Source organism: Ectothiorhodospira shaposhnikovii, from assembly GCF_047222355.1.
Taxonomy (GTDB): domain Bacteria; phylum Pseudomonadota; class Gammaproteobacteria; order Ectothiorhodospirales; family Ectothiorhodospiraceae; genus Ectothiorhodospira.
On sequence record NZ_CP178333.1, the window covers coordinates 3269296 to 3295963 of the forward strand.

20 protein-coding genes are annotated in these 26668 nt (G+C 66.9%); 5 read left to right on the forward strand and 15 right to left on the reverse strand.

Going from position 1 to position 26668, the window contains the following annotated elements; genetic code table 11:
• Positions 1–65 precede the first annotated feature (65 nt).
• Entirely contained in the window at positions 66–1412 is a 1347-nt protein-coding gene (locus ACLF6L_RS15055) for an OmpP1/FadL family transporter (RefSeq protein WP_412852015.1), read from the forward strand.
• Positions 1413–1445: 33 nt separating this feature from the next.
• On the opposite strand, the gene ACLF6L_RS15060 is transcribed toward ACLF6L_RS15055, so the two are convergent.
• Positions 1446–2360, reverse strand: a complete 915-nt coding sequence (locus ACLF6L_RS15060; RefSeq protein WP_412852016.1) for a LysR family transcriptional regulator — start codon at positions 2358–2360, stop codon at positions 1446–1448.
• Between the two features lie 112 nt (positions 2361–2472).
• On the opposite strand from ACLF6L_RS15060, the gene metE reads away from it, so the two are divergent.
• Positions 2473–4764, forward strand: coding sequence for a 5-methyltetrahydropteroyltriglutamate--homocysteine S-methyltransferase (gene metE, locus ACLF6L_RS15065; RefSeq protein ID WP_412852017.1), 2292 nt, complete (start codon positions 2473–2475; stop codon positions 4762–4764).
• Positions 4765–4824: 60 nt separating this feature from the next.
• On the opposite strand, the gene ACLF6L_RS15070 is transcribed toward metE, so the two are convergent.
• The 14 genes from ACLF6L_RS15070 to def all read right to left on the reverse strand — a co-directional run bounded on the left by ACLF6L_RS15070 (position 4825) and on the right by def (position 23708).
• Positions 4825–7305 (reverse strand): acyl-CoA dehydrogenase, encoded by a 2481-nt coding sequence (locus ACLF6L_RS15070; RefSeq protein WP_412852018.1) that lies wholly within the window; start codon positions 7303–7305, stop codon positions 4825–4827.
• A 100-nt stretch (positions 7306–7405) separates the two neighbouring features.
• Positions 7406–8599, reverse strand: coding sequence for an acetyl-CoA C-acyltransferase (locus ACLF6L_RS15075; protein WP_412852019.1), 1194 nt, complete (start codon positions 8597–8599; stop codon positions 7406–7408).
• Positions 8600–8631: 32 nt separating this feature from the next.
• Positions 8632–11043 (reverse strand): 3-hydroxyacyl-CoA dehydrogenase/enoyl-CoA hydratase family protein, encoded by a 2412-nt coding sequence (locus ACLF6L_RS15080; RefSeq protein ID WP_412852020.1) that lies wholly within the window; start codon positions 11041–11043, stop codon positions 8632–8634.
• Positions 11044–11057: 14 nt separating this feature from the next.
• On the reverse strand, positions 11058–12905 hold the full coding sequence (locus ACLF6L_RS15085) for an AMP-dependent synthetase/ligase (RefSeq protein WP_412852021.1): 1848 nt from the start codon (positions 12903–12905) through the stop codon (positions 11058–11060).
• A 254-nt stretch (positions 12906–13159) separates the two neighbouring features.
• The gene (locus ACLF6L_RS15090) at positions 13160–13843 is read right to left on the reverse strand and encodes a TetR/AcrR family transcriptional regulator (protein WP_238617046.1); all 684 of its coding nucleotides are present in this window, start codon (positions 13841–13843) and stop codon (positions 13160–13162) included.
• Positions 13844–13957: 114 nt separating this feature from the next.
• Complete coding sequence (locus tag ACLF6L_RS15095) at positions 13958–14920, reverse strand: lipid A biosynthesis acyltransferase (protein ID WP_412852023.1); 963 nt, start codon at positions 14918–14920, stop codon at positions 13958–13960.
• A complete protein-coding gene (locus ACLF6L_RS15100; RefSeq protein ID WP_008930839.1) occupies positions 14917–15249 on the reverse strand; it encodes a tetratricopeptide repeat protein in 333 nt (110 codons plus the stop codon). Before ACLF6L_RS15100 ends, ACLF6L_RS15095 begins: the two co-directional genes overlap by 4 nt.
• Before the next feature lie 11 nt (positions 15250–15260).
• On the reverse strand, positions 15261–16634 hold the full coding sequence (trkA, locus tag ACLF6L_RS15105; RefSeq protein ID WP_008930838.1) for a Trk system potassium transporter TrkA: 1374 nt from the start codon (positions 16632–16634) through the stop codon (positions 15261–15263).
• Positions 16631–18004 (reverse strand): sigma-54-dependent transcriptional regulator, encoded by a 1374-nt coding sequence (locus ACLF6L_RS15110; RefSeq protein ID WP_238617050.1) that lies wholly within the window; start codon positions 18002–18004, stop codon positions 16631–16633. The genes trkA and ACLF6L_RS15110 overlap by 4 nt, the downstream gene beginning before the upstream one ends.
• Complete coding sequence (locus ACLF6L_RS15115) at positions 18001–20214, reverse strand: ATP-binding protein (RefSeq protein ID WP_412852024.1); 2214 nt, start codon at positions 20212–20214, stop codon at positions 18001–18003. Before ACLF6L_RS15115 ends, ACLF6L_RS15110 begins: the two co-directional genes overlap by 4 nt.
• Entirely contained in the window at positions 20199–20783 is a 585-nt protein-coding gene (locus tag ACLF6L_RS15120) for a DUF4390 domain-containing protein (protein WP_238617051.1), read from the reverse strand. Before ACLF6L_RS15120 ends, ACLF6L_RS15115 begins: the two co-directional genes overlap by 16 nt.
• Positions 20780–22081, reverse strand: coding sequence for a 16S rRNA (cytosine(967)-C(5))-methyltransferase RsmB (gene rsmB, locus ACLF6L_RS15125; RefSeq protein ID WP_412852025.1), 1302 nt, complete (start codon positions 22079–22081; stop codon positions 20780–20782). Before rsmB ends, ACLF6L_RS15120 begins: the two co-directional genes overlap by 4 nt.
• 51 nt (positions 22082–22132) lie before the next feature.
• A complete protein-coding gene (gene fmt / locus ACLF6L_RS15130; protein WP_238617054.1) occupies positions 22133–23095 on the reverse strand; it encodes a methionyl-tRNA formyltransferase in 963 nt (320 codons plus the stop codon).
• A gap of 52 nt (positions 23096–23147) precedes the next feature.
• Positions 23148–23708: a peptide deformylase gene (gene def / locus ACLF6L_RS15135; RefSeq protein ID WP_412852026.1), complete on the reverse strand. Its 561-nt coding sequence runs from the start codon at positions 23706–23708 to the stop codon at positions 23148–23150.
• A 190-nt stretch (positions 23709–23898) separates the two neighbouring features.
• On the opposite strand from def, the gene ACLF6L_RS15140 reads away from it, so the two are divergent.
• Genes ACLF6L_RS15140 through ACLF6L_RS15150 form a run of 3 tightly spaced genes read left to right on the forward strand, consistent with a single transcriptional unit; the run spans position 23899 to position 26658 of the window.
• Positions 23899–25035 (forward strand): LysM peptidoglycan-binding domain-containing protein, encoded by a 1137-nt coding sequence (locus ACLF6L_RS15140; protein ID WP_238617055.1) that lies wholly within the window; start codon positions 23899–23901, stop codon positions 25033–25035.
• 28 nt (positions 25036–25063) lie between these two features.
• A complete protein-coding gene (dprA, locus tag ACLF6L_RS15145) occupies positions 25064–26191 on the forward strand; it encodes a DNA-processing protein DprA (protein WP_412852027.1) in 1128 nt (375 codons plus the stop codon).
• Positions 26188–26658 carry a DUF494 family protein gene (locus ACLF6L_RS15150; RefSeq protein ID WP_238617058.1) on the forward strand — a complete coding sequence of 157 codons (471 nt, stop codon included), beginning with the start codon at positions 26188–26190 and terminating at the stop codon, positions 26656–26658. Before dprA ends, ACLF6L_RS15150 begins: the two co-directional genes overlap by 4 nt.
• Positions 26659–26668: the final 10 nt, after the last annotated feature.

A 26668-nucleotide genomic window follows, 5' to 3' on the forward strand; every position in this document is an offset into this window, starting at 1 on the left:
ATCGAACAAACGATCAAATTAGAACGAATAAACCACCATGGATCCAAGGTTGAGGAGGCGCAATCATGCGCAATGACAGCAGTGATGGACGTTTCACCCGCCGCCGTGCCTGGCAGGCGGCCTTGCCCGGCGCCCTGCTGATGAGTGCCCTGTCCGGCGGCGCCCAGGGGGCCGCCTTCGCCCTCAAGGAGCAGAGCGCCGCCGCCCTGGGCAATGCCTTTGCGGGGGCCACGGCGGGGGCGGAGGACATCAGTTACAGCTTTTTCAATCCCGCCGCCCTGGCCTACGGCACCGGGACCGAGATCTCTCTGGTGGGCAGCCTGATCCTGCCGCAGTTCGAATATGCCTCGGACAACCCGACGGCCGGTCTGCCCTACCCCGGCGCCCATCACAGCAAGAGCGATCAGGGGGCCTTCGTGCCGGCGGCCTTCGTGGCCCGGGATCTGGGTGAAGGGCTGCGCCTGGGGCTGAGCGTGACGGTGCCCTATGGCCTGGAGACCGATTATGTCCGCCGCTGGGTGGGCCGTTACGATGCCATCAATACCGACCTGCTCACCGTGGACATCAATCCCGCCCTGGCCTGGCGGGTGTCCCCCCGGCTGGCGCTGGGGATCGGTCTATCGGCCCAGTATGCGGACGCCAGTCTGAGCAGCGCCGTGCCGGGGGCGGGCATCACCCCGGACACCGACGGCAAGATCCAGGTGGAGGGGGACGACTGGACCTACGGCTTCAATCTGGGCCTGCTGTATGAACCCGTGGCGGGCACGCGCCTGGGGCTGGCCTACCGTTCCCGCATCAGCCATGAGCTGTCGGGCCACGCCCGCTATACCCCGGCCGGTCTGGGACCGGTCACCGCCGATCCCCAGAAGGTGGGCGGCACGGCCAAGCTGGAACTGCCGGAGACCGTCGGCCTTGGTCTGCATCAGGACATCGGGCCTCGCTGGTCGGTGATGGCGGACGCCACCTGGACCCGCTGGAGCCGCTTCGACGAACTGCGCATCCGGTTTGCGGATGACATCGCCCTGGCCACAGACCCGGTCACCGGCCTGCCCATCAGCGCCATTTCCGAGAGCGTGGATGAATACAGCTGGCAGGACACCTGGTTCCTGGCCGTGGGCGCCAGCTATCGGGTCAATGAACGCTGGACCCTGAGAGGCGGGCTGGCCCATGACGAGAGCCCGGTGAGCACCTGCTGCCGCACCCCGCGCATCCCTGACGATGACCGCACCTGGGTGACCGTGGGGGCCACCTTCCAGCCGTCCGACCGGACCCGCCTGGATCTGGGGTATGCCTACATCCGCCTCAAGGACGCGGACATCGTGCTCAACGGGGAATCGGCCCTGCCCGAGATCTCCGGTGGCTATGAAAGCTCGGTGCAGATACTCACCGCCTCGTTCAATCATCGTTTCTGATCCGGAGGGGACGGATGCGGGCCGCCACGGGCATCATGCCGTCGGCGGTTCCGCGCGGTCCCGAAGGGTGCGCGCCAGCGCGATGAAGGCGCGCAGATAGTCAATGTCGGCATCGGCTTGCCGGATACCAAGAAAGATCTGCTTGGCGATGCCCTGCGCCCCCAGCGGCACCGAGGTCAGGTCAAGCCGCTGGGCATGTTCCTCCACCAGCCAGCGCGGCAGGGCCGCCACGCCGCGTCCGCCGGCCACCATCTGCAGCATGATGTCGGTGGTCTCGATGGGCTTGTGACGCTTGGGCCGGATGCCCGCCGGCAGGAGGAATCGGGTGTAGATGTCGAGCCGGTCGATGGCCACCGGATAGGTAATCAACGTCTCTTCCGCGAGCTGCGCCGGCTCCACGAAGGGGGCATGGCAGAGGCGATGCCCCTTGCCGACCACAAGCACCTGCTCATAGTCGAACACCGGCTCGAACCGCAGGCCGCGGGTGTAGAGGGGATCGGGCGTGACCAGCAGGTCGATCTCGTGGCCGAACAGCGCGCCGATGCCGCCGAACTGGAATTCCTGCTTCACATCCACGTCCACGTCCGGCCAGGCGTCAAGGTAGGGGGCGACCACCTTCAGCAACCACTGATAGCAGGGATGGCATTCGATGCCGATGCGCAGGGCGCCGCGCTCCCCCTGGGCGAATTGCCGCAAACGGGCTTCCGCGTGGGCAAATTGGGGCAGCAGGCGATGGGCCACCGCCAGCAGATATTCACCCGCCTGGGTCGGCCGCAGACTTCGGCCCTCCCGGTACCAGATGGCCACGCCGAGCTGCGCTTCCAGCTTGCGCACCGCATGGCTCAGGGCCGACTGGGTGAGATGCAGGTGCTCGGCGGCGGCGGTCAGGGAGCCGTGCTGATCCACGGCACGGATGATCGCCAGATGGGAACGGTCCAGGTGTGTCATGGCATCCGCCTCACATGAATTTCATACATGCTTTGATGAAATAAAACCATTTTTATTCATGGTAATGGCCGATCAGAATGGTGTCATCCATTCACCACTCAGGACAATCGGCATGGCCATCACGCACAACCTCGGCTTTCCCCGCATCGGTGCCAGGCGGGAATTGAAGTTCGCTCTGGAATCTTACTGGAAGGGTGAGTCATCCCTGGATGCCCTCAAGGCGGTGGGCGCCCAGCTGCGCGCGCGCCACTGGGAGGACCAGGCCGGTCTGGACCTGGTACCGGTGGGGGATTTCGCCTTCTATGACCAGATGCTCGACATGAGCTTTACGCTGGGCAACCTGCCCGAGCGCGTGCAAGGCTTCGAAGGGGATGCACTGGACAACTATTTCCGTGTCGCCCGCGGGCGCTCGGCGCCCGAAGCGGATGCCCAGGCCCGTTGCGGAGGCGTCGCCGCCGGCGAGATGACCAAGTGGCTCGACACCAATTATCACTACATCGTGCCGGAATTCACCGCCGACACGGCTTTCAGGCTTGATGCCTCCCGTCTGCTGGCGCAGCTGGAGGAAGCCAGGGCACAAGGCGTGGGCGCCAAGCCGGTCATCATCGGTCCGGTGACCTATCTGGCGCTGGGCAAGTCGAAGGATGGGGCCGACCGCCTCGCCCTGCTCGATCGCCTGCTGCCGGTGTACGGAGAACTGCTGAACACCCTGGCGGCCCATGGGGTCGAGTGGGTGCAGATCGACGAACCCATCCTGGTCACTGAACTGGACGCGCCGTGGCGCCATGCCTTCGAGGACGCCTATCACACCCTCAAGAGCGTGCCCGTGAAGCTGCTGCTGGCGACCTATTTCGGCGAACTCCAGGACCAGCGCTATCTGGTCGCCAACCTGCCCGTGGCCGGCCTGCACATCGACGCCATCAACGGCCGCGATGACGTCATGCCGCTGCTGAACCTGTTGCCTTCCGGCAAGGTGCTGTCGCTGGGTGTCATCAACGGGCGCAATATCTGGAAGACCGATCTGAACGGGGTGCTGGACTGGCTGGAGCCGATCCACGCGCAGCTCGGCGAGCGCCTGTGGATCGCGCCGTCCTGCTCCCTGCTGCATGTGCCGGTGGACCTGGACAGCGAGCGCAAGCTGGATGGCGAGATCAAGTCCTGGCTGGCCTTCGCCAGGCAGAAGCTGGAGGAGCTGCGCATCCTGGCGACAGCCCTGAATCAGGGGCGCGAGGCGGTCAGGGCCGAACTGGTTGCCAACCGCGCCGCCATTGAGGCGCGCCGACACTCTCCCCGGGTGAACAATCCGACCGTGAAGGCGGCCATCGCCGGGATCGATGCCGGAATGGGCCGGCGCCGTAGCCCCTATGCCGAGCGTGCTATCCGGCAGGCGGCGCGGCTCCAGCTGCCGAAGTTCCCCACCACCACCATCGGCTCGTTCCCGCAGACCAGCGAAATCCGGGTGGCGCGGCGGCGTTTCAAGGCGGGTGAGATCGACGCGGCAGCCTATCAGGAGATCATGCACGGGGAGATCGCGCGCTGTGTGCGCGAGCAGGAGGCGCTTGGGCTGGACGTGCTGGTGCACGGCGAGGCCGAGCGCAACGATATGGTGGAGTATTTCGGTGAACAGCTCGACGGCTACGCCTTCAGCCAGTTCGGCTGGGTGCAGTCCTACGGCTCCCGCTGCGTCAAGCCACCCATCCTGTTCGGCGACATCAGCCGCCCGCGGCCGATGACCGTGGACTGGATCAGCCATGCCCAGTCGCTCACCGACAAACCCATGAAGGGCATGCTCACCGGCCCGGTGACCATCCTCAACTGGTCCTTTGTGCGCGACGACCAGCCGCGCGCGGTGTCCTGCCGGCAGCTGGCGCTGGCCATCCGCGAGGAGGTGCTGGACCTGGAAAAGGCCGGCGTGGGCATCATTCAGATCGACGAGGCGGCACTGCGCGAGGGCCTTCCCCTGCGCCGTTCCCAGTGGCAGGACTATCTGGACTGGGCGGTGGAATCCTTCCGCATCACCGCCAACGGGGTGGGCGACGAGACCCAGATCCACACCCACATGTGCTACTCGGAGTTCAACGACATCATCGAGTCGATCGCCGCCATGGATGCCGACGTGATCACCATCGAGACCTCGCGCTCCGACATGGAACTGCTGGATGCCTTCGACCGATTCAAGTACCCCAACGAGATCGGACCCGGCGTCTATGACATCCACTCGCCCAACATCCCGACCGAAGCCCACATGGTCGACCTGATGACCAAGGCCGCGGCGCGGATTCCCGCCGAACGCCTGTGGGTGAATCCGGATTGCGGCCTCAAGACCCGCCAGTGGGGAGAGGTGATCCCGGCCCTGACCCGGATGGTGGCCGCCGCGAAGACGCTGCGTACCGGATACGCGTGAACGATGCACATGAACAGGGTTGCCGGGCCGGACCCGGCAACCCTCAGGCCTGAAGGGGGCCTATACGGCGGCGGAATCCGCCCTTTCCCGGCGCCGGCCGGATGAGGGCCTGGCGCCGGTCGGGGCAAGGGCCTCCGGCGGCAGGGCATCGGTGAGGACACACTCGTAGCGCAGGTCTTCATAGACCTGCAGCCGTTCGGCTTCCTCTTCGTCGAGCAGGCCCCGCTCCCGGGCCTGGGCCAGACGCTCGCCAAAGGTCAGGCCTTCCACCTCTCCCCGCGCCACCAGCTTCTGGAAGCGGTCATACAGTGGCTCCACCTGCTCCAGCATGCGCAGGGCCACCTCCATGCGGCCGACGGCATCCTCCCCATCATCCTCGGCCCAGAAGCCGATGCCGGTGAGGCGGTCGCGCACCCCGCCGGTCTGCATCATGGCCTGGGCGATGGACTGGCCATCCTTGTCCCGGGGCGGGTGGTAGGGACGGCCCAGGGGGAAGACCAGGGCCCGCAGCGCGGCGCCCAGCAGGGGGCTGGGGAAGTTGCGGAAGAACGCGTCGAAGGCCAGACCGATCTGGTTGAGGGAGTCATCCAGGGCCCAGCGCACGAACGGCAACTCTGCCTCCGGGCGACCGGCATCCTCGTGGAACTTGAGCACGGCGGACCCCAGATAGAGGTGACTGAGCACATCCCCCAGACGGGCGGACAGACGCTCCTTGCGCTTGAGTTCCCCGCCCAGCACCCCCATGGCCACGTCGGAAACGAAGGCCAGGGCCGCGCTCATCCGGGTCAGCTGCCGGTAGTAATCGGCGGTGGGGCCGGACCGGACCGGTGTCTGCGCCCAGCGGGAACCGGTCAGGCCCAGCACCAGGGCCCGCGTCCCCCGGTTGAGGGAATATCCCACATGGCCGAGCAACAGGCGGTCGAAGGCGGCCAGATCCTCATTGCGCACCGCTTCCATCTCCTGGAACACGAAGGGATGGCAGCGCACCGCCCCCTGGCCGAAGATCATCAGGTTGCGGGTGAGGATGTTGGCCCCCTCCACCGTGATCCCCACGGGGATGGCCTGGTAGCTGTAACCCAGGTAGTTGCGGGGTCCGAAGATGATGCCCCGGCCGCCGTGCACGTCCATGGCGTCATTGATGGATCGGCGCATCATTTCCGTCATGTGGTACTTGGCGATGGCGGAGATGACCGAGGGCTTGATGCCCAGATCGCCGGCGGTGGCGGTGAGCCGCCGGGCCGCCTCCATGCGGTAGGCATAGCCTCCGATGCGGGCCATGGCCTCCTGCACCCCTTCGAAGCGTCCGATGGGCAGCCGGAACTGGCGCCGGATGCGGGCATAGGCGCCGGTCATGCGGAAACTCATGTGCCCGGCCGCGGTGCCCAGGGCCGGCAGGGAGATGGCACGCCCCACCGACAGGCATTCCATCAACATGCGCCAGCCCTTGCCGGCCATTTCCGGGCCGCCGATGATCCACTCCAGGGGGATGAACACGTCCCGCCCTTCCACCGGACCGTTCATGAAGGCCAGTCCCATGGGCAAATGGCGGTCGCCAATGCGGATGCCCGGATGGGCGGCGGGCACCAGGGCACAGGTGATGCCGTATTCCCGGGGCGCGCCCAGCAGACCCTCCGGGTCATGGAGACGGAAGGCCAGGCCCACCACCGTGGCCACCGGGGCCAGGGTGATGTAGCGCTTGGAGAAACTGACCCGCGCCCCCAGGACCTCCCGGCCTTCGTGCATGCCCCGGCAGACCACGCCGAAATCCGGCATGGAGGCGGCATCCGAACCCACATCGGGACCGGTGAGGGCAAAGCAGGGGATTTCCCGGCCATCCGCCAGCCGGGGCAACCAGTAATCCTTCTGGGCCTGGGTGCCGTAGTGCAGGATCAGTTCCCCCGGCCCCAGGGAGTTGGGGACCATCACCGTCACCGCCGTGGAGATGTTGCGGGTGGCGATGCGGGTCACGACGCAGCTCTGGGCGTAGCTGGAAAACTCCCGGCCACCGTAGGCCTTGGGAATGATCAGGCTGAAGAAGCGCTCCTTGCGGATGTATTCCCACACCTCGGCGGGCAGGTCACCCTGTTCCCGTTCGATGCGGTCGTTGTCCAGCATCCGGCACAGGTGGGCCACCTGATGATCCAGAAAGGCCTGCTCCTCCTCGGTGAGTCGGGTCACCGGGATGGACCGCAGACGCTGCCAGTCCGGGTTGCCCTTGAACAGCTCCCCTTCCCACCAGGTATCACCGGCCTCCAGGGCCTCCCGTTCGGTGGCGCTCATGGGCGGCAGGCTGCGCTTAAACACCGTGAACAGCCGACGGCTCAGCAAGCGACGGCGCAGCATCGGCAGGTTCAGCACCAGGGCCAGGGGCGTCAGCACCGCCAGGGTCAGGAGCATCCCCCCATCCGGCAGCAAGCCGCCGCCCCACAGTCCCAGCGCGTAGAGAAAGACCGCCAGGGTCCAGATCACCAGCGGCGCACCCTGATAGGCCAGGTACACCCCGCCCAGAACGGCCACGGCCATAGCAATTGCCAGCATCATTTTTGTTCACCTCTTGGTGGCGAGGGCATCCCACCCTCATATACAAACGATCGTTTCATATAGGGTCGCATCAACCCGCGTTTTCCAGGTCCGGGCGCCCCTACATGCGCTCGAAGATGCCGGCGGCCCCCATGCCGGTGCCCACGCACATGGTCACCATGCCGTAGCGTCCGCCGGTACGGCGCAGGCCATGGGTCAGGGTGGCGGTACGAATGGCGCCGGTGGCCCCCAGGGGATGACCCAGGGCGATGGCGCCGCCCAGGGGATTGACCCGGGCCGGGTCCAGATCCAGTTCCCGCATCACCGCCAGGCTCTGGGCGGCGAAGGCCTCGTTGAGTTCGATCCAGTCCAGATCCTGAACGCCCAGACCGGCGCGGCGCAGGGCCATGGGCACCGCCTCCACGGGACCGATGCCCATGATCTCCGCCGGCACCCCGGCCACCGCGTAACCGGCGAAACGGGACAACGGTTCCAGTCCCAGGGCCTTCACCTGACGCTCGCTCACCAGCAACACGGCACCGGCGCCGTCGCTCATCTGGGAGCTGTTGCCGGGGGTGACGCTGCCGCCGGCGGAAAACACCGGCTTGAGGCGGGCCAGGGCCTCGGCACTGGTGTCGGGACGCGGCCCCTCGTCGGTGTCCACCCGGCACTCCCGCACGGCGATGCAGTTCCCCTGGGGGCCCGGCGCCGCATGGCGCACCGTGACCGGCAGGATCTCCCGCCGGAAATGCCCGGCATCCATTGCGGCGACGGCGCGGGCATGGCTCTGCAGGGCGAAGGCATCCTGATCCTCCCGGCTCACGCCCCAGCGGACCGCCACCTTTTCGGCGGTCAGGCCCATGCCGTAGGCAATGCCCACCTGGCCCTCGTCATGGAACAGGGAAGGATTGAACTGGGGACGATGCCCCATCATGGGCACCTGGCTCATGGACTCGGTGCCGGCGGCGATCATCACCTCGCTCTCCCCCAGGCGGATGCGGTCCGCCGCCAGGGCCACCGCCTGCAGGCCGGAGGCACAGAAACGGTTGACGGTATAGCCGGGCACCCGGTCCGGCAGCCCGGCCAGAAGGGCGCCGACCCGGGCCACGTTGAGCCCCTGGGAGCCTTCCGGCATGGCACAGCCCACCACCACGTCGTCGACCAAGGCTGGATCCAGGGTGGGACAGGCATCCAGCACGCCGCGGATGACGTGGGCCAGCAGGTCGTCCGGGCGGGTGTGACGCAGGCTCCCCCGGGGCGCCTTGCCCACCGGGGTGCGCAGGGCGGAAACAATGTACACAGCGTTTTCACTCATGATGCATGACTCCTTGCCGTCATCGGTTCGGCTCAGTTGCGCAGGGGCTTGCCGGTCTTGAGCATGTGGGCGATCCGCTGCCGCGTCTGATCGGTGCGCAGCAGCGCCATGAACGAGGTGCGCTCCAGCTGCAACAGCCATTCCTCGCTGACGCTGCTGCCGCTTTCCACTTCCCCGCCGCACAGGGCAGCGGCGGCATGACGGGCGATGGCCAGGTCGTGGGAGGAGATGAAGCCGCCCTCGTGCATGTTCACCAACTGGGCCTGCAGATTGGCCAGCCCGGCCTTGCCGGTCACCGGGACGGGCGCCGGCAGGGGGGGCCGGTAGCCGCTTTCCGCCAGGGCACGGGCCTGCACATGGGCCACGTGCAGGAGCTCGTGGGGATTGAGCACCACCGTGTCCGAAGGGCGCAGCAGCCCCATCTGCCGGGCCTCCCTGGCACTGCGGGACACCTTGGCCAGGGCCACGGTTTCAAAGGCGCCGCGGATGAAGGGGAACAGGTCCCCGTCGGGGCTGGACTGGGCCGCCCGCCGGGCCAGCTCCTTGCAGCCGCCGCCGCCCGGGATCAGGCCCACCCCGGCCTCCACCAGGCCGATATAACTCTCCATGGCGGCCACCACGTGGTCGCAGTGCATGAGGAATTCGCAGCCGCCCCCCAGGGCCAGACCACGCACCGCGCCCACCACCGGGATGCTTGAACGGCGCAGACGCTGGGTGGCCTCCTGGAAGCGGACCACCGTGTCCTCCAGGCCGGCGTAGTCCTGGCGCTCCAGGGCGGCCAGCACCTGCTTGAGGTCCGCCCCCACGCAGAAGAGTTCGCCGGGATGCCACAGCACCAGGGACTGATAGCGCTGCTCCGCCTCGGTCACCGCCTGCAGCACGCCCTCCAGCACGGCGGAGTTCACCGCCTGGCGCGGCGTCAGGAAACTGAGGATGCCCACGTCTTCCTGGAGATGCCACAGACGCACGGCCCCCGTATCCAGAGTCACATAACGGGCCCGGGACGGGATCTCTCCCAGCACCCGGTCCGGAAACAGCTGACGCCGGTACACCGGCAACGGCGAGCGGGCGACATACTCCTTCCCATGCGCATCCCAGGAGGTTTCCGAGCGGTGGACCTCGGAGACTTCATCCACCCAAGCGGGCAAGGGGGTATTGGCCAGGCTGTGCCCGGCCTGGATGTCTTCCCGGATCCAACCGGCCACCCGCTCCCAACCCGCCGCCTGCCAGGTCTCGAACGGCCCGCTTGCCCAGCCAAAGCCCCAGCGCATGGCCAGATCCACGTCCCGGGCACTGTCGGCGATCTCCGCCAGCCAGCAGGCGGCGTAATGGAAGACATCCCGCTGAATGGCCCACAGGAAACGGGCCTGGGGATGTTCACTGGACCGCAGGGCGTCCAGCCGCTCCCCCGGGTCCTTCAGGCTCAGGATCTCCCGCACCGCCTCGTCCATCACCTGGCGGGCCTCCCGGTATCCTCCCTGGGAGGGGTCAAAGACCTGCAGCAGCCTGTCCTGGCGACGATAGACCCCCGCCCCGGTCTTCTGGCCCAGGGCCCGCTGCTGGATCAACCCGCCGATCCAGTCCGGCAGCCTGAAGAAGGGTTGCCAGGGGTCCGTCCGCAGCAGACGGGCAGATCCGTCCACCACGTGAGCCAGGGTATCCAGCCCCACCACGTCCGCGGTCCTGAAGGTGGCGGACTTGGGCCGGCCGATGGCGGGACCGGTGAGTGCGTCCACCACGTCCGCCCCCAGGCCCATCGCCTCGGCATGGTGGATGGTGGCCACCAGGGAGAAGACGCCGACGCGGTTGGCGATGAAGTTGGGGGTGTCCCGGGCGCGGATTACCCCCTTGCCCAGACCGCCCACCAGGAAGGTCTCCAGGGCATCCAACACCTCGGGATCGGTTTCCCGCCCGGGGATCAGCTCCACCAGGTGCATGTAGCGGGGAGGATTGAAGAAATGAACGCCGCAGAAGCGGCGGCGCAGGGATTTGGGCAGGACATCGGCCAGGGCATTGATGGACAGTCCCGAGGTGTTGCTGGCCAGCAGGGCATCCTCGGACAGGAAGGGGATGATGCGACCGTAGAGTTCCCGCTTGAGGTCCATGCGCTCGGCGATGGCCTCGATGACGAAATCGCACTCGGACAGGGCCGACAGGCCGGTGTCATAGTTGGCGGGACGGATATGGGCGGCATCGGCCGGGTCCGCCAGGGGGGCGGGCTGCATCCTGCCCAACCCCTGGATGGCGCGACGGGCATGGGCATTGGGATCGCCGCCGTCGGCGGGCAGTTCGAACAGGACCACCGGGATGCCGGCATTGACCAGATGGGCGGCAATCTGCGCCCCCATCACCCCGGCGCCCAGCACGGCGGCACGCCGGATGAAGGTGGGCGCCGGACGAAAGGGGGCGCCGAGCGCCGCCTGATGCATCATCACTGAACTCATGGACTCCTCCATTATCATCTTGAGTGGGCCAGACGCGGGGCCTGGCGGGGGCTGTGATGCCCTTCGTACAGAGCCTCCAGTTCGTCCTGGAAGCATTTCAGGATGCTGTTGCGCTTGAGCTTGAGGGTGGGCGTGAGCATGGCGTTGTCCACCGTCCAGGGTTCCGGCAGGACCCGCAGACGCCGCACCTGCACGTAACCCGGGAAGCGGTGCAACAGGTCGCCGATCCGTTCCAGCAGCCAGGCTTCCACCTCCGGCGAGGTGCTGGCGATATCCATGCGGGTGGGCAGGCCCTGCTCGGCGGCCACCTCCCGCCAGATCGCCTCGTTGAGTACCACCAGCGCCACCAGATAGGGCCTCCCCTCCCCCACCACCATCACCTGCTCGAACATCGGGTCGTTGGCGATGGCCATCTCCACCTCGATGGGCGGCACCTTCTCGCCGTTCGCCAACACGATGATTTCCTTGATCCGGCCGGTGATGGTGATGCGCCCCTCCGGGTCCAGGCGGGCCTTGTCGCCGGTGCGCAGCCAGCCATCCCGGGTCAGGGCCTGACGGTCGGCGGCGGGGTTGTTCCAGTAACCGGCCATGATGTTGGGGCCGCGCACCTGCAGTTCGTCCTGTTCACCGATGCGCACGTCCACGCCGGGCAGGGGTTTGCCGACGGTCCCCGGGCGGTTGTCGCTTAGGGTGTTGACCGCAATGACGGGGCTGGACTCGGTGAGTCCGTAGCCTTCCAGCACCGGTACGCCCAGGGCCAGAAACAGGCGGGAGATTTCGGGGCTGAGGGGAGCGCCGCCGCTGATGGCCACCCGCAGACGGCCGCCCAGCCGACGGGTGACCTTGCCGGCCACCAGGGCGCGAAGCAGCGGCCATGACAGTTCCCGCGGATGCCAGGAGACCTGGCCTTGCTCCCGCTGATAGCGATGCCAGCCCACCGCCACCGCCTGGTGGAACAGTTCGCGGGCGGTCGGGGATTTTTCCTTGAGTCCCTGCAGGATGCGCCCGTAGACCCGTTCATAGATGCGCGGCACCGAAACGAGGGCGGTGGGACGGTGATGGGCCAGGTCCTCGGGCAGATCGCCGACCGACCGGGCATAGGCCACCGTGGCGCCGGCCATGACCGGCACGTAATAGCCGATGGTGCGCTCCAGGGTATGGGAGAGGGGAAGGAAGGACAGGAACAGATCGTCCGGATGAATGGGGATGCGCTGCAGACCGGCCCAGGCATTTTCCAGCATGTTCAGATGGGACAACCTCACGCCCTTGGGGCGCCCCGTGGAGCCGGAGGTATAGACGATGGAGGCCAGATCATGGCCGTTTGCGGCCATCGCTTCAGCCCTGCCGTCGCCACCCCGCTCCAGCCACTGGTCCAGGCTCATGACCCGCCCCCGGCTGTCCATGGGACCCGCCGCCTGGGTCACGATCACCCGCTGCAGCCGCTTGAGGGTCTGCCCACCCTGTTCGATGCCGCGCCAGATCTCCATGTGCTGAAGGATCAGCACGCTGGCGCCGCTGTCTTCCAGGATGTAGGCCAGGTTGTCGGCCCGATCGCTGGTATAGAGGGGAACGACCACCAGCCCCAGGCTCAGGGCCGCCTGATCAAAGGTGAGCCATTCACCGCTGTTGGGCAGCATGATGGCCACCACGTCGCCCGGTTTGAGGCCCTCCCGGGCCAAAGCCGTCCGCCAACGCTCCACAGCCGCCGAGGCGTCGGCCCAACTGCATTCCCGCCAGAGACCCTGGCCGGCATCGAATTGACGATAGGCGATGGCCTCGGGGGTGCGCCGCACCCGCGCCTGAAACAAACGGGGCAAGGTGCCGACTTCCCCGGGTGGTATGTAATCCGTCCTCGTTCCCATGGTGTTTCCTCCGATCCTGTCGGGGCTGTCTGTGCAGCCTGAATGCTGAATGACCGATCCTTTCTTGCGACCCATGACCCGCTGCCGCACTGATGACGCACCGCAAAAGATTAAACGTTTGTTTGATATCGGTTTAAAAAAACTCGCTCACTTCGAAACGCAAACTGTCGGGTCGCGGAAACAGTGCTGCATTGCGTCAATGAAACGTTCGTTTTACAGTCTTGAAAAAAATGCCCATCCCCGTCCCCAGTGCCTCAGGCCGGGTCGCGGGGTGACGCTTCCAGCACATCCCGAGCCTGCGCCAATTCTTCCGGCAAGGGTGCCCGCAGACCCGCGGCGAGAAAAGGCACCACGCGACGGATGATCTCCCGCGGCTCTTCCTGTTCCGAATTCCGGCTCGCCGCCAACAACTGCATCATGTCGTTGCCGGCCATCACGTAGGACATCACGCCCACCAGGAAATGCAGCCGCCAGTACAGTTCCGTCTTGGGCAATTCGGGCAGCACCGCCCGGAAGGCCGGCTTGAACCGGTTCACCAGCGCCTCGTTGGCATGACGCATGTGCTCGTGCAGAAAGCTGGCATGTTCCGTATAGGTGCGACCCATCAGACGCACGAAGCGACTGCCGCCGCCCCCATCCCGGCTCAACTCCAGGGGCGGACCGATGAAGGCCTCGATCAAGCCCTCCAGGGTCACGTGACCCTGACGCTCCAGACGATCCAGACGCCGGATGCGCTCCCGGTTGAGGGGCTCCAGTCGCCGCGCCAGCACCGCCTTGATGAGCCCTTCCTTGGAGCCGAAGTGATAATTCACCGCCGCCAGATTGACCTCGGCATGGGAGGTGATCTGACGCAGGGAAGTCTGTCCAAGACCGCGTTCGGCAAACAGGTGTTCCGCTGTGTCCAGAATACGGTCCTTGGTATCGCTCGCTTCAGCCATGGTGCCTTTCGGAATGGTAAACGTACGTTTATTTATAACGCACGGAACGGGCAGGTCAAGGAGAATTTGATAAAACGCAACTCCCACCCACTACCCATCCCGCGTCGTCCGCCACTAGTAGACGCGCGGCTCCCCTTGCGGCCGGGTCTTGAAGAACCGCAGTGTCCACAGGTACTGGGCCGGATCCCGGTGGATGAGCGCTTCCAGCGCGGCATTCATGCGGGCCGCGTCGGTCGCGTCATCCCCGGTGGGAAAGTCTGCCAGTGGCGGCGCCATCACCAGCTCGTAGCAGTCCTCATCGGTGCGGTAGAAGCCGATGGCGGGTACCACCGGTGCCCCGGTGAGTTTCACTAGACGCCCCAGGGCCGGTACCGTGGCCTTGGGGATGCCGAAGAAGGGGGCGAACACGGCGTGCTCCCGGCCCAGGTCCTCGTCGCCCAGGTAGTAGAACACCTTGCCCAGGCGGATATGGCGAATGGCCGGGCGCAGGCCCTGATCCCGGGAGAACATGGCGGCGCCGTACTGGGATCGGCTGCGGGTGTTGATCCACTCCACCACCGGGTTGGACATGGGCTTGGCAAAGGATACGCCGCCCACCTCCAGGCTCAGCCGCAGACCGCCGAAATCCAGCGCCGGGGCATGGGCGGCACAGAGGATCACCGGCCGACCGGCCTGCTGCATGGCCAGTACCCCGGCCTCGTCCACCAGCCGGATGCGCTCCCGGTGGCGGCGGCGGCTGCCGAACCACAGCAGGGGGTAGTCGACGAAGCATTGACCGGCGATGCGGAAATGGTCCCGCAGCACCTGTTCCCGGCGGGCGGCGTCCCAGTCGGGGAAGCACAAGCGCAGGTTCACGTCGGCAAAGTGCCGACGCTTGCCGCCGCTGCGCCAGGCCATCCAGCCCACCAGCCGGCCCAGCCCCAGGGCCACGGGACGCGGCAGCCCCATGACCGCCCACAGCAGGCCGATGCCCAGCCAGGTGGGCCAGTAGCGGGGATGGAGCATGAAGGCGCGAAAGGGGGGCAGGTAGCCCTCGGGGGCGTGTTCCCGCCCGCTGGTGTCGGTCACTTCCGTCATTGATCCTGCCCGGCCAGCTGTTTCTCCGCCCGCTTGCGGAACACCTGCATCTCCTTGACCGCCTGCAGGTCGCCCTTCTGCCCGGCCACCCGGATGCCTTCGTCGAAGGCCTCGATGGCCTCGTGCAGGGCACCCCCCTCGGCCAGGGCCCGGCCCAGCAGTTTCCAGGCGGCGGAATAGCCGGGGTCGTGGCCCACGGCGGCCCGCAGATGGATGGCGGCCTCTCCCGGCTGCCCTTCCGCCAGATGGGCATTGCCCAGGGTGAAACGCAGCATGGCATTGTCCTGACCGGCGGCCAGCATGGCTTCAAAACGCTGAATGTTGCTCATGAATGAACCCCCTAGAGGAAGGTCACGCTCACCTGGAACAGGCGCTCGACCTCGTTGACGCGGCGCTTGTCGGTGAGGAAAAGAATCACATGGTCTTCCGCCTGGATGACCGTGTCGCGGTGGGCGATGATGACTTCGTCCCCCCGCACCAAGGCACCAATGGTACAGCCCCGGGGCAGGTTGATCTCCTCCACCATGCGTCCCACCACCCTGGAGGTCTTGCTGTCGCCGTGGGCGACCGCCTCAATGGCTTCGGCGGCACCGCGGCGCAGGCTGTGCACCGCCACCACGTCACCCCGGCGCACATGGGTGAGCAGGGCGCCGATGGTCACCTGCTGGGGGGAGATGGCGATGTCGATGATGCCGCTCTGCACCAGCTCCACGTAACTGGGGCGATTGATCAGGGACATCACCGTGCGCGCCCCCAGGCGCTTGGCCAGCATGGCGGAAAGGATGTTGGCCTCGTCATCGTTGGTCACCGCCACGTAGACATCGGTGTTTTCGATGTTTTCCTCGATCAGAAGCTCCTCGTCGGCGGCATCGCCGCCGAGCACCACCACGTTGTCCAGCACCTCGGCCAGCTCCCGGGCCCGCACCGGGTTGTGCTCGATGAGCTTGACGGAAAAACGCGGACCCAGGGCCTGGGCCAGGCGCTTGCCGATGTTGCCGCCGCCGGCGATGATGAGCCGCCGATAGGGCTTGTCCAGCTTGCGCAACTCGCTGGTGACGGCGCGAATGTTGCGCCGGGCGGCGATGAAGAAGACCTCGTCGTCCACCTCGATGACGGTCTGGCCGTCCGGGTAGATGGCGGTGTCCTTGCGGAAGATGGCGGCCACCCGGGTCTGCACCCCCGGCATGTGGCTGGCCAGGTGGCGCAGTTCCTTGCCCACCAGCGGCCCGCCGTGATAGGCCCTCACCGCCACCAGGGAGACCCGGCCATCGGCAAAGTCCAGCACCTGCAGGGCGCCGGGGTGCTCGATCAGGCGCTGGATGTAGTTGGTGACCTCTTCCTCGGGGCTGATGAGCACGTCGATGGGCAGGGCTTCGGGGGCGAACAGGGCCGGATAGCCCAGGTATTCCACACCGCGGACCCGGGCGATCTTGGTGGGGGTGTGGAACAGGGTGTAGGCCACCTGGCAGGCGATCATGTTGGTCTCGTCGGAATTGGTGACCGCGATGATCATGTCCGCGTCACGGGCACCGGCCGCTTCCAGCACCTCCGGATGGGAGGCAAAACCGGTCACCGTGCGCAGGTCCAGGCGATCCTGCAGGGCACGCAGGATGTCCGACCGGGTATCGATGATGGTGATGTCGTTGGCCTCGCTGGACAGGTTATGGGCCACGGAACTGCCCACCTGCCCTGCCCCCAGGATCAGGATCTTCATTCTTTCGCCTTCTTGGGCTCGATGCCGAGGGCGCGCAGTTTACGGTACAGATGCGTGCGTTCAAGCCCTACCCGCTCCGCCAGCCGGGTCATGTGGCCGTCCACCTGCTCCATCTGGCGCAGCAGGTAGTCCCGCTCGAACTGCTCCCGGGCTTCCCGCAGGGGCAGGTCCACATCCACCGGCGGGGCGTCCCGGCAGTCCTGGGCCAGAGGACCGCGCCCGGCCAGGGCGGCCTGTGCCTCGTCCGCGTCCACTTCCTCGGTATTGCCGAGGATCAGCAGGCGCTGCACCAGATTGCGCAACTCACGGATGTTGCCGGGCCAGGGATACCGGGCCAGACGGGCGCAGGCGGCATCACTGAAGCGGCGTCGGGGCAAACCTTCCTCCTGGTGCAGGGACTCGGCCTGATGGCGCAGCAGCTCGGGAATGTCCTCCGGATGCTCGCGCAGCGGCGGGACGTGCAGGGGCACCACGCTCAGGCGATAGTACAGATCCTCCCGGAAGCCACCGGCACGCACCAGGGCGCGCAGGTCCTCGCGGGTGGCGGCCACCACCCGCACATTGACGGCGATGGGATCACTGCCGCCGACCCGGGTCATGCGCCGGCTCTCCAGGGCGGACAGCAGGCGGCCCTGGGTATGCAGGTCCATCTGCGCCACCTCGTCCAGATAGAGCACGCCCCCCGCGGCCTGCTCCAGCAGGCCGTAGCGGATGCGGTTGCCCTGTTCCTGGCCGAAGATCTCCACCGCCGCCTCGTCGGCGTTCATCGCCCCCACCGGCACCTCCACGAAGGGACGGGATGCCCGGGCACTATGACTGTGCAGATAGCGGGCAAAGGTCTGCTTGCCCACCCCCGCCTCGCCGCTGATAAGCACCCAGGTGTCATGCTGGGCAATGCGCAGCACCTGCTCCCGCAGGGCCTGCATCACCGCGCTGCTCCCCTCCGGGTGGACCCCATGTCCGAACCGGCGGCGCAGACCGATGTTCTCCCGGGTCAGGCGGTCCGCTTCCAGGGTCCGCTCCACCGTCAGGGTGAGCTTGGCCATGGACAGGGGCTTTTCCAGAAAGTCGTAGGCCCCCAGGCGGGTGGCCTCCACCGCCGTCTCCACCGAGCCATGGCCGGACATCATGATGACCGGACTGGGCTGGCCGCCGGCCTCGCTCCATTCCTTGAGCAGGCTGATGCCGTCACCGTCCGGCATCCAGATATCCAGCAGGATGAGGTCGAAACGGCGTTGGCGCCGCTGCTCCCGGGCTTCCTCCACGGTGCCGGCAACGGCCACGACGTAACCCTCGTCCTCCAGGATCTCCTGAACCAGGGTCCGGATATCCGGTTCGTCATCCACTACCAGGATACAGGCCTCTTTCACACAACCTCCCGTACATCACTGTCCTCGACATGGAGACTGCCGGGGCCGGACAGGGGCAGATGGATCACGATCTGCGCCCCGCCCCCGGCGGGATTCTCCGCCCAGACCATGCCGCTGTGTTCTTCGACGATCTTCTTGACGATGGCCAGGCCAAGCCCCGTGCCCCGGTGCTTGCTGGTGACATAGGGCTCGAACAGACGCGGCATCATGTCCTCGGACAGGCCGCGCCCGTTGTCGCGCACCCGGATCTCCACCATGTTGCGCTGCGCGTCCTGGATACAGCAGGTGGCCAGTTCCAGCTCGCCCCCGGAGACGCCTTCCAGGGCCTCCAAGCCGTTCTTGATCAGGTTATGCAGCAACTGGCGGATACGCCCGGCGTCCGCCGTCAGGGTCGGCAGGGACTCATGCAGTGCCAGGGTGAATCGTACCGGGCTGTCCCCGTGCCGATACAGCTCCACCACCTCCCGCACCAGCCGGTTCAGATCCAGGGGCGAGGGGGTCATGGCCGGGGGACGGGCATAGTCGCTGAAGGCGTTGACCATGGCCTTCATGGCCTCCACCTGCTGCACGATGGTATGGGTGGCCCGCCGGAGTACCTGTTCCTCCTCCGGCCCCAGATGGGGCTGCAGCTTCTTCTGCAGACGCTCGGCGGAGAGCTGGATCGGGGTCAGGGGGTTCTTGATCTCGTGGGCCAGGCGCCGGGCCACCTCGGCCCAGGCGGCATCCCGCTGGGCCTGCAACAGGGTGGTGATGTCGTCGAACACCACCACCGGCCCGCCCCGCAGCCCGCCCCCGTAGGAGAGCCAGACACCACGACACATGAGCACCTTGCGACCACTGGCCCCGAAAACCGTGAGCTGCTCGGTCCACTCCGGCTCCCGCTGGTTGAAGCGGCCTTGCAGGGCCTGGATGAAGGTTTCCACCACCCGGGAGTACTGTCCGATCTCCTCCAGGGAGCGTCCCAGATGGCGCTCCAGATCCACTTCCAGGATCTGTGCGGCGGCGGCGTTGGCGGTGCGCAAGGTCAAGCGCCGGTCCAGGGTGATGACCCCGGAAGACAGGTTCTGAAGTACCGTCTCCAGATACATGCGCTGACTTTCCGCCAGGCGCCGGCTGCGCTCCACCTCGTCCCGGGTGGCGGCCAGGGTGGCGGTCATGCTGTTGAAGGAGCCCACCAGGAAACCCAGTTCGTCGTTGCGGGTGACCAACAGCTTCTTGTGATATTCGCCCGCCGCCACCGAGCGGGTCCCCTCCGCCAGTTCCTGGATGGGGGCCACCAGGCGCCCGGAAAAATACAGGGCCGCCCAGATGGCGGTCATGACCGATATCAGCAGGGCCAGGGAGAGGGTGGTGTTGAAGCTCTGTTTCAGGGGGACCCGCAGATAGGCAAACGCCTTGTAGTCGGAGAAGGCGTCCTGGACGCTGTCCGCCAGCACGCCCATGCGGGCCGCCACCGGATAGACCGCCTGCAGGATGCGGCCGTCCCCGGTGGGGTCCCGGGACGGGATCTGGGTCACCACCCGGATGTGCAGGCCACTTTCGTAAACGGGCTCCAGCGCGGTGTAGGTATTGCCCTGGGACAGGATCAGCAACACCTCGCCCGCCGGCAGGACCGGCAGGCGCTGCACCCGCTCACCGCTGGCATAGGCGATGATGCGGTTGTTGGCCCCGAACAGGGACAGCTCCTGGGCCTGGCTGCTCTCCCGCATGTCCCGCAGCCTCAGGGCGGCCAGGGTCTCGGGCACGTCCACCAGCTCCCGCGCCAGCAGCTCGGTCTGGCGGGCATGCTGGCGCACCCGCAGGTCCAGGGAGGAACGGGACAGCTCCAGGGCATCTTCCAGGGCCTTTTCCACCCGCACGTCGAACCAGCTGTCGATGCCCTCGTCGAGGAACTTGAGGGAGAAGTAATAGACGATGGTGACCGGCAGCAGAGACAGGGCCACGAACAGGACCAGCAACTTGGCCGTAAGCCGGGACCCGGGTTCACGGCGGATGACCTGTCGGCTCACCCTCAGCAGACGCACGCAGATGGCCAGGGCCATGGCCACCAGGGCCAGGGAATTGAACAGCAGCATCCAGACGTAAAGACGTTCAAAGCGCTCGGAGTTCTGGGCCGCATCCCCCATCACCACCAGGGAACCCAGCAGCAGCACGAACACCACGGCCATGAAGATCAGCCCCACGGGGGCTCTTTTCAGCGCAGCGACCATGCGAACCACTCACTCACCGGACTCCATTCGCGGGACAGATACCCCCGCACCCGCAGCGGCAGGGGCAGGTCTTCCGCCTTCAGGCGGGCGCGCAGACGAACGGTGTAGTCCTGGTCATCATCCAGCAGGGCGGCATCCAGCAGCGGCAGTTCCCGTAGGTCCCCCAGGGTGAACAGGGCGGACTCCAGGCGATAGAAGGCCCGCTGGACGCCGGTATTGAGGTGGGTGACGATGTAGAGACGGCTCAAGGCGTGATACTCCACCCGATACCGCTGCACCAGCTCGGCCACCGTGGCGTTCCACAGCCAGTCCCGGCTGCGGGTGATCTCGATCTGGACCTCGAAGGTCAGCTTGACGCCGTTGTGCAGCGCCTGATTGAGATTGCGGGTAAGCCGGTAGTCGATATCCGCATTGAGCAGGTAGATGCCGCTGACCAGTTCGGTCCCGGCCCAGCGCACCTTGAGGGGATTGTCATCCGACGAGGCCGCCAGTACGCCCGGCCATGCCAGCAGGAAAGCCAGCAACAGGGCCGGAGCGGCGGTTCGGGGCTGGCGGGTCAGGGCATTCAAGATCGGCTCAGCAGGGCATAGTAGAATCCGTCCCCCCCCTGCTCACCGGCACGCAACTGACGGCCGGCCTCGACGCTCACCCCCCAGGCGGCCTTGATGGGCCGCTCACGGGCCGTGGGCTCTTCGGCCAGAAAACGGGCAACCGTCATGACATTTTCCTCCGGCATCAGGGAGCAGGTCACATAAAGAAGCATACCCCCGGGGGCCAGCAGGGGCCAGAGCGCCCTCAACAGACGGGCCTGTTGAGCCTGCAATGCCCGGATGTCCTCCTCCCGGCGCAGGTGCTTGATGTCCGGGTGGCGACGGATCACCCCGGTGGCGGAACAGGGTGCATCCAGCAGGATGCGGTCATAGCCGGGACCCTGGTGCCACGCCTCGGGGGCGCCCGCGTCGGCGGCGATCAGGCGGGCCTCGTACCCGCCCCGCCGCAGATTCTCCCGCACCCGCTCCAGGCGGGCGGGGTCCGCATCCACGGCGGTGAGATCCAGATACCCCCCGGCCTGCTCCAGCAGGTGCAGGGTTTTGCCGCCCGGCGCGGCGCAGGCATCCAGTACCCGCATGCCCGGGGCGCAGGCCAGCAACGGCGCGGCGAGCTGGGCCGCGACATCCTGAACCGACACCATCCCCTGCTCGAACCCCGGCAGCCGTTCCACCGCCACCGGCTGCGCCAGGGTGAGCGCCGTCTCCACCCGGGAATGGGGCTGGGACGCCAGGCCCTGATCCGCCAGGGCGCCCTGGTAATCATCCCGGCTGACGCGGGCTGTATTCACTCTCAGGGTCATGGGGGGGTGGGCATTGAGCGCCTGGCAGAGGGCTTCGGTGTCTTCGCCATGGGCGGAAGCCAGACGACGGTAAAGCCAGTCCGGCAATGCATGGCGCACGGCGGGATCCTGGTCCACGAGCCGGGCCGTCTCGTCCATCTCCCGCTGGGCGCGCCGCAATACCCCGTTGATGAGTCCCACCGCCCATTTCTTGCGCAGCCGCCGCCCCAGGTCCGCCGTCTGCTGGATGGCCGCATAGTCCGGGGTGTTCATGTGCAGCAGCTCGAACAGGCCCATGGCCAGAGCGCAGGCCACGTCCTGATCCCGCCCTCGCAGGGGCTTGTCCATCCACTGCGCCAGCATGGCTTCCAGGCGGCGATGCCAGCGCAGGGTGCCGTAGCTCAGGGCCTGCACCAGTCCCCGGTCACGGGCGCCGACCTGATCGAGCCGGGGCGGCAGGGCCTCGGACAGGGAGACGCCGTCCCGCAGGACACGCAGGATGACGCCGAGGGCGGCTTCACGGGCAGACAGGGACATGCATGACTCCGGTGGTATTGCGGCAGGACGCCCGCGAGGGGCATGGGTCGATCAGCAGGCCTTGCCCCCATCGTCTCCCAGACAGGTCCCCAGGAGCGATCGCGCATTCAGGAAGGCCTTGGCCTCCAGGGGCTTGCCGCCGGGCAACTGCAGGCAGGTGATGCGCAGGATCCCCTCGCCGGTGGCGACGTCGATCCCCTCCGGCCCCTCCGCCACCACGGTGCCCGGCGTCGCGCCGGTGCCGGCGGCCGGCAGGGAGCGGGACATCCATAGCCTCAGCGGCTGTCCCTGATACAGGGTCTGGGCCACCGGCCAGGGGTTGAAGGCGCGGATGCGACGGTCCAGCACCGCCGCCGGCAGCGACCACTCCAGCAAGGCTTCGGCCTTGTCCAGCTTGCGGGCATAGGTGGCCAGCGTCTCGTCCTGGGGTTCGGGATGGAGCCGACCGTCGGCCAGGTCATCCAGGCAGGGCAGCAGCAATGCCGCCCCCATCGCCGCCAGGCGGTCATGCAGGGTCCGGGCGGTGTCGGCGGGGGTGATGGGGCACACCCCCTTGAGCAGCATGTCACCGGTATCCAGGCCGGCCGCCATCTGCATCAGGGTGACGCCGGTGCTTTCATCCCCTTCCGCCAGGGCCCGCTGGATGGGCGCCGCGCCCCGCCAGCGGGGAAGCAGGGAGGCATGGATGTTGACGCAACCCAGCCGGGGAATGTCCAGGACCGACTGGGGCAGGATGAGGCCGTAGGCCGCCACCACCATCAGGTCCGGCCGATACTCCCGCAGTCGCACCTGCACCGGTTCGGGGCGCAGGCGCTCGGGCTGTTCCACCGGGATCCCGTGGGCCAGGGCCACCTGTTTCACCGGGCTGGGGGTCAGCTTGCGGCCGCGCCCCGCCGGGCGATCCGGCTGGGTATAGACCGCGACGACGTCATGGGGGGAGGCAATCAGTGCCTCAAGGGCCGGCACCGCGAAATCGGGGGTGCCGGCGTAGATGATGCGCAGGGGACTGGGCAATGGAAAACCTTGTGAATGAGCGTTGGATCAAGGGCAAGGGTGAACGGGAGGCTCAGACCGCCTCCCGGTGACGGGCGGCACCGGCGGTACCGGTCAGCCGGGCCTGCTTCTCCAGCTTCTTCTTGATGCGGCCCCGCTTCAGGGTCGAGATGTGATCCACGAACAGCTTGCCGTCCAGGTGGTCGATCTCATGCTGGATGCAGACCGCCAGCAGCCCGCCCGCCTCCAGTTCGAAGGGCTTGCCGTCGCGGTTCAGGGCCCGTACCCGCACCCGCTGGGCACGCCGCACCGGCTCATAGAAGCCGGGGACGGACAGACAGCCTTCCTCGGTCTCCACATCCCCCTCGCGGGCAATGATCTCGGGGTTGATCAGGCAGATGGGATGCACTCCCTGGCCGGAGCGCTCGTCCGAGCCCTCCTCGGCCACGTCCATCACCACCACCCGGTGCAGCACCCCCACCTGGGTCGCGGCCAGGCCGATCCCCGAGGCGTGGTACATGGTCTGGAACATGTCGTCCACCAGCTTGCGGATGGCGTCATCCACCACCTTGACGGTTTCGGCCTGACGACGCAGCCGGGGATCGGGAAAATGCAAGATTTCTAGCAGGGCCATGACCGCTCATCCGCTAAAGTGGGTGTATGTGTGCAGGCTCAAAATCATTTCTGCTACAGTTGGGATCATATTAGATCATTGCCGTACAGGTCGGGTTCTTTACTCCAGCCATGGGGCTTCCATGGGCTGTCTTCGGGGCAGTGCCACGGAAGGGTCCGGAACAATGATGCCTTAGTGACGAGGGGAAACCATGTCCGCTCCCAATCCGCGGCGTATCGGGCGCCGCCTGTCCGCCGTAACGCTTATTCTAGCGTTCCTGGCCTCAGGATGCGCCACCACGCCACCGGAGCCGGAACCATTGCCGCCGGTACCGGCGGCGGCCGCACCGGAACCCGCCCCCGCGCCACCGGCGGAAGTCCGCATCCGCCCCACCGCGCCGGAACGCTACGTGGTCCAGCGGGGCGACACCCTGTGGGACATCTCCAGCCGGTTCCTGCGCGACCCCTGGTTCTGGCCGGAGATCTGGGTCAGCAATCCGCAGATCGCCAACCCTCACCTGATCTATCCCGGCGACATCATCACCCTGTACTACGTGGATGGTCGTCCCTACCTCACCGTGGATGGCGGACCGCGGGTCCGGCCCACCCTGCGCCTTTCGCCCCAGGTCAGGGCGGAACCCCTGCCGCCCTCGATGGATGTGCCCATCCAGGCCCTGCAGCAGTTCCTGATCCGTCCAAGGGTTGTGACAAAGGAGCAGCTGGAAGATTCCGCCTACCTGATGGCCGCCCGGGATGAGCGACTGGTATTCGGCGCCCATGATCGCCTCTACGCCCGCCGCCTGGAAGGAGAGCCCCTGGGCCAGCGCTTCGACGTCTTCCGCCCCGGCGGCGAACTCAGGGATCCCAAGACCCGGGAACTGCTGGGCTACGAGGCCATCCCCGTCGGCGAGGCCGAACTGGTCCGTGGAGGGGATCCGGCCACGATACTGCTGGTACGCAGTGATCGCGAGGCCCTGATCGGGGATCGCCTGCTGCACCAGGAAGCCGAGGAGCAGAACTTCCTCTTCACTCCCGCCGCACCACCCCGGGAAGCCGAGGGCCAGATCATCTCCCTGTTCGACGCCATCAGCCAGATCGCGCGCTTCCAGGTGGCGGTCATCAACCTGGGGGAGCGGGAAGGCATCGAGCGGGGCCATGTCTTCGCCACCTATCAGTCCGGCCGGGTGGTGCGTGACCGCATGGCGGGGCGCCTGGGCGAGCAGGTCACCCTGCCCGACGAGCGGGTGGGTCTGGTCATGGTGTTCCGCACCTTCGAGAAGGTGAGCTATGCCCTGGTGATGGAGTCCACCCATCCCATCGAGAGGGGATTCGCCGTCAGACGCCCCTGAGCGGGGCATGGGGACACGGGCACGACACATGGACTCGTCAGCGCTGACCGCCTGGCTCCACCTCCTGCATGCACCGGGGGTGGGGCCCGCCACCTTTATGCGTCTGCTGCGGCAACATGCCACGCCTCGGGACGTGATGGCGGCTGGCCCGTCCGCCTGGCGCCGGGCGGGCCTGTCGGTGGCGGCCATTGACTTTCTCCAGGCAGAGACGCCACCGGGGGTACAGGCGGACCTGGACTGGTCCCGCCGGGAGGGACACCACATCCTGACCCTGGACGATCCCCGCTATCCGGTCCGTCTGAAGGATATCGCGGGGCCGCCCCCGGTGCTGTATGTGGTGGGGGACCCCCAGGTGCTGTCCTGGCCCATGCTGGCGGTGGTGGGCAGTCGCCATCCCACGCCCGGCGGCCGTGAAACCGCCGCGGCCTTCAGCGCCCATCTGGCCCGCCGGGGACTGGTGATTGCCAGCGGCCTGGCCAAGGGCATCGATGCCGCCGCCCATGAAGGCGCCCTGGCGGCCCAGGGCCTGACCGTTGCGGTGACGGGTACCGGCCCTGACCGGATCTATCCCGCCGCCCACCGCGACCTGGGCCATCGCATCGTGGCCGAAGGGGCCATGGTGACGGAACTGCCCACCGGCACCCCGGTCACACCCCAGAACTTCCCCCGCCGCAACCGCATTCTGGCGGGCCTGGCCGTGGGGACCCTGGTGGTGGAAGCGGCCACCCGCAGCGGCTCGCTGATCACCGCCCGGCTGACGGTGGAACAGGGGCGGGAGGTGTTTGCCATCCCCGGCTCCATCCACAATCCCCTGGCCCGGGGCTGTCACCGCCTGATCCGCGAGGGCGCGAAACTGGTGGAAACGGCGGATGATATCCTTGAGGAACTCGGTGATCTGCTGCCTCCCCAGCCCCCGGACCCGCGGACACCGGCCATGGTGCCGGCGGCGACCACCGACCCGGCGCCGGATGCAGACCATGTCCGTCTGCTGGAGGCCATGGGCCATGACCCGGTCTCGGTGGACCAGCTGGTGGCCCGCACCACATTGACCGTGGGTGCGGTTTCCTCCATGCTGCTGCTCATGGAGTTGCGCGGCCAGGTGGCCTCCTTGTCCGGTGGTCGTTATGTCCGCCTGCGGTCGGAAAGCGGAAAATGAAAGAAAACGTACTTGATGTCCTGATGTATTTGTTTGAAAACTATATTGATGACGATACCGAGCTGGAGCCGGATCGGGAACAGCTTCAGGACCTCCTGCTGGATGCCGGGTTTCCGGTGGCCGAGATCCACAAGGCCTTCGACTGGCTGGAAAACCTGGCCGCCCAGGACTCGCCGCAGACGGTCCATGCCGGTTCGGCGCTGCGCGTCTACACCAAGGCCGAGATGAACCGCATGGATGCCGAGAGCCGCGGATTCCTGCTGTTTCTGGAACAAAACGGTGTCCTTAGCCCCGCCACCCGCGAGGTGGTCATCAACCGGATCATGGATCTGGATGCCGAAGACATCAGCCTGGAAGAAATCAAATGGATCACGCTCATGGTGCTGTTCAACCAGCCCGGGCAGGAAGCCGCCTACACCTGGCTGGAGAACATGATGTTCGACAGCCCGCCGGAGTATCTGCACTGAAACCCCACAA

Bases quoted from the DNA above. Each gene is read 5' to 3' on its own strand.
- ACLF6L_RS15055 (WP_412852015.1), top strand. From the start codon at position 66: ATGCGCAATGACAGCAGTGATGGACGTTTCACCCGCCGCCGTGCCTGG.
- ACLF6L_RS15060 (WP_412852016.1), bottom strand. From the start codon at position 2,360: ATGACACACCTGGACCGTTCCCATCTGGCGATCATCCGTGCCGTGGAT.
- metE (WP_412852017.1), top strand. From the start codon at position 2,473: ATGGCCATCACGCACAACCTCGGCTTTCCCCGCATCGGTGCCAGGCGG.
- ACLF6L_RS15070 (WP_412852018.1), bottom strand. From the start codon at position 7,305: ATGATGCTGGCAATTGCTATGGCCGTGGCCGTTCTGGGCGGGGTGTAC.
- ACLF6L_RS15075 (WP_412852019.1), bottom strand. From the start codon at position 8,599: ATGAGTGAAAACGCTGTGTACATTGTTTCCGCCCTGCGCACCCCGGTG.
- ACLF6L_RS15080 (WP_412852020.1), bottom strand. From the start codon at position 11,043: ATGAGTTCAGTGATGATGCATCAGGCGGCGCTCGGCGCCCCCTTTCGT.
- ACLF6L_RS15085 (WP_412852021.1), bottom strand. From the start codon at position 12,905: ATGGGAACGAGGACGGATTACATACCACCCGGGGAAGTCGGCACCTTG.
- ACLF6L_RS15090 (WP_238617046.1), bottom strand. From the start codon at position 13,843: ATGGCTGAAGCGAGCGATACCAAGGACCGTATTCTGGACACAGCGGAA.
- ACLF6L_RS15095 (WP_412852023.1), bottom strand. From the start codon at position 14,920: ATGACGGAAGTGACCGACACCAGCGGGCGGGAACACGCCCCCGAGGGC.
- ACLF6L_RS15100 (WP_008930839.1), bottom strand. From the start codon at position 15,249: ATGAGCAACATTCAGCGTTTTGAAGCCATGCTGGCCGCCGGTCAGGAC.
- trkA (WP_008930838.1), bottom strand. From the start codon at position 16,634: ATGAAGATCCTGATCCTGGGGGCAGGGCAGGTGGGCAGTTCCGTGGCC.
- ACLF6L_RS15115 (WP_412852024.1), bottom strand. From the start codon at position 20,214: ATGGTCGCTGCGCTGAAAAGAGCCCCCGTGGGGCTGATCTTCATGGCC.
- rsmB (WP_412852025.1), bottom strand. From the start codon at position 22,081: ATGTCCCTGTCTGCCCGTGAAGCCGCCCTCGGCGTCATCCTGCGTGTC.
- def (WP_412852026.1), bottom strand. From the start codon at position 23,708: ATGGCCCTGCTAGAAATCTTGCATTTTCCCGATCCCCGGCTGCGTCGT.
- ACLF6L_RS15140 (WP_238617055.1), top strand. From the start codon at position 23,899: ATGTCCGCTCCCAATCCGCGGCGTATCGGGCGCCGCCTGTCCGCCGTA.
- dprA (WP_412852027.1), top strand. From the start codon at position 25,064: ATGGACTCGTCAGCGCTGACCGCCTGGCTCCACCTCCTGCATGCACCG.
- ACLF6L_RS15150 (WP_238617058.1), top strand. From the start codon at position 26,188: ATGAAAGAAAACGTACTTGATGTCCTGATGTATTTGTTTGAAAACTAT.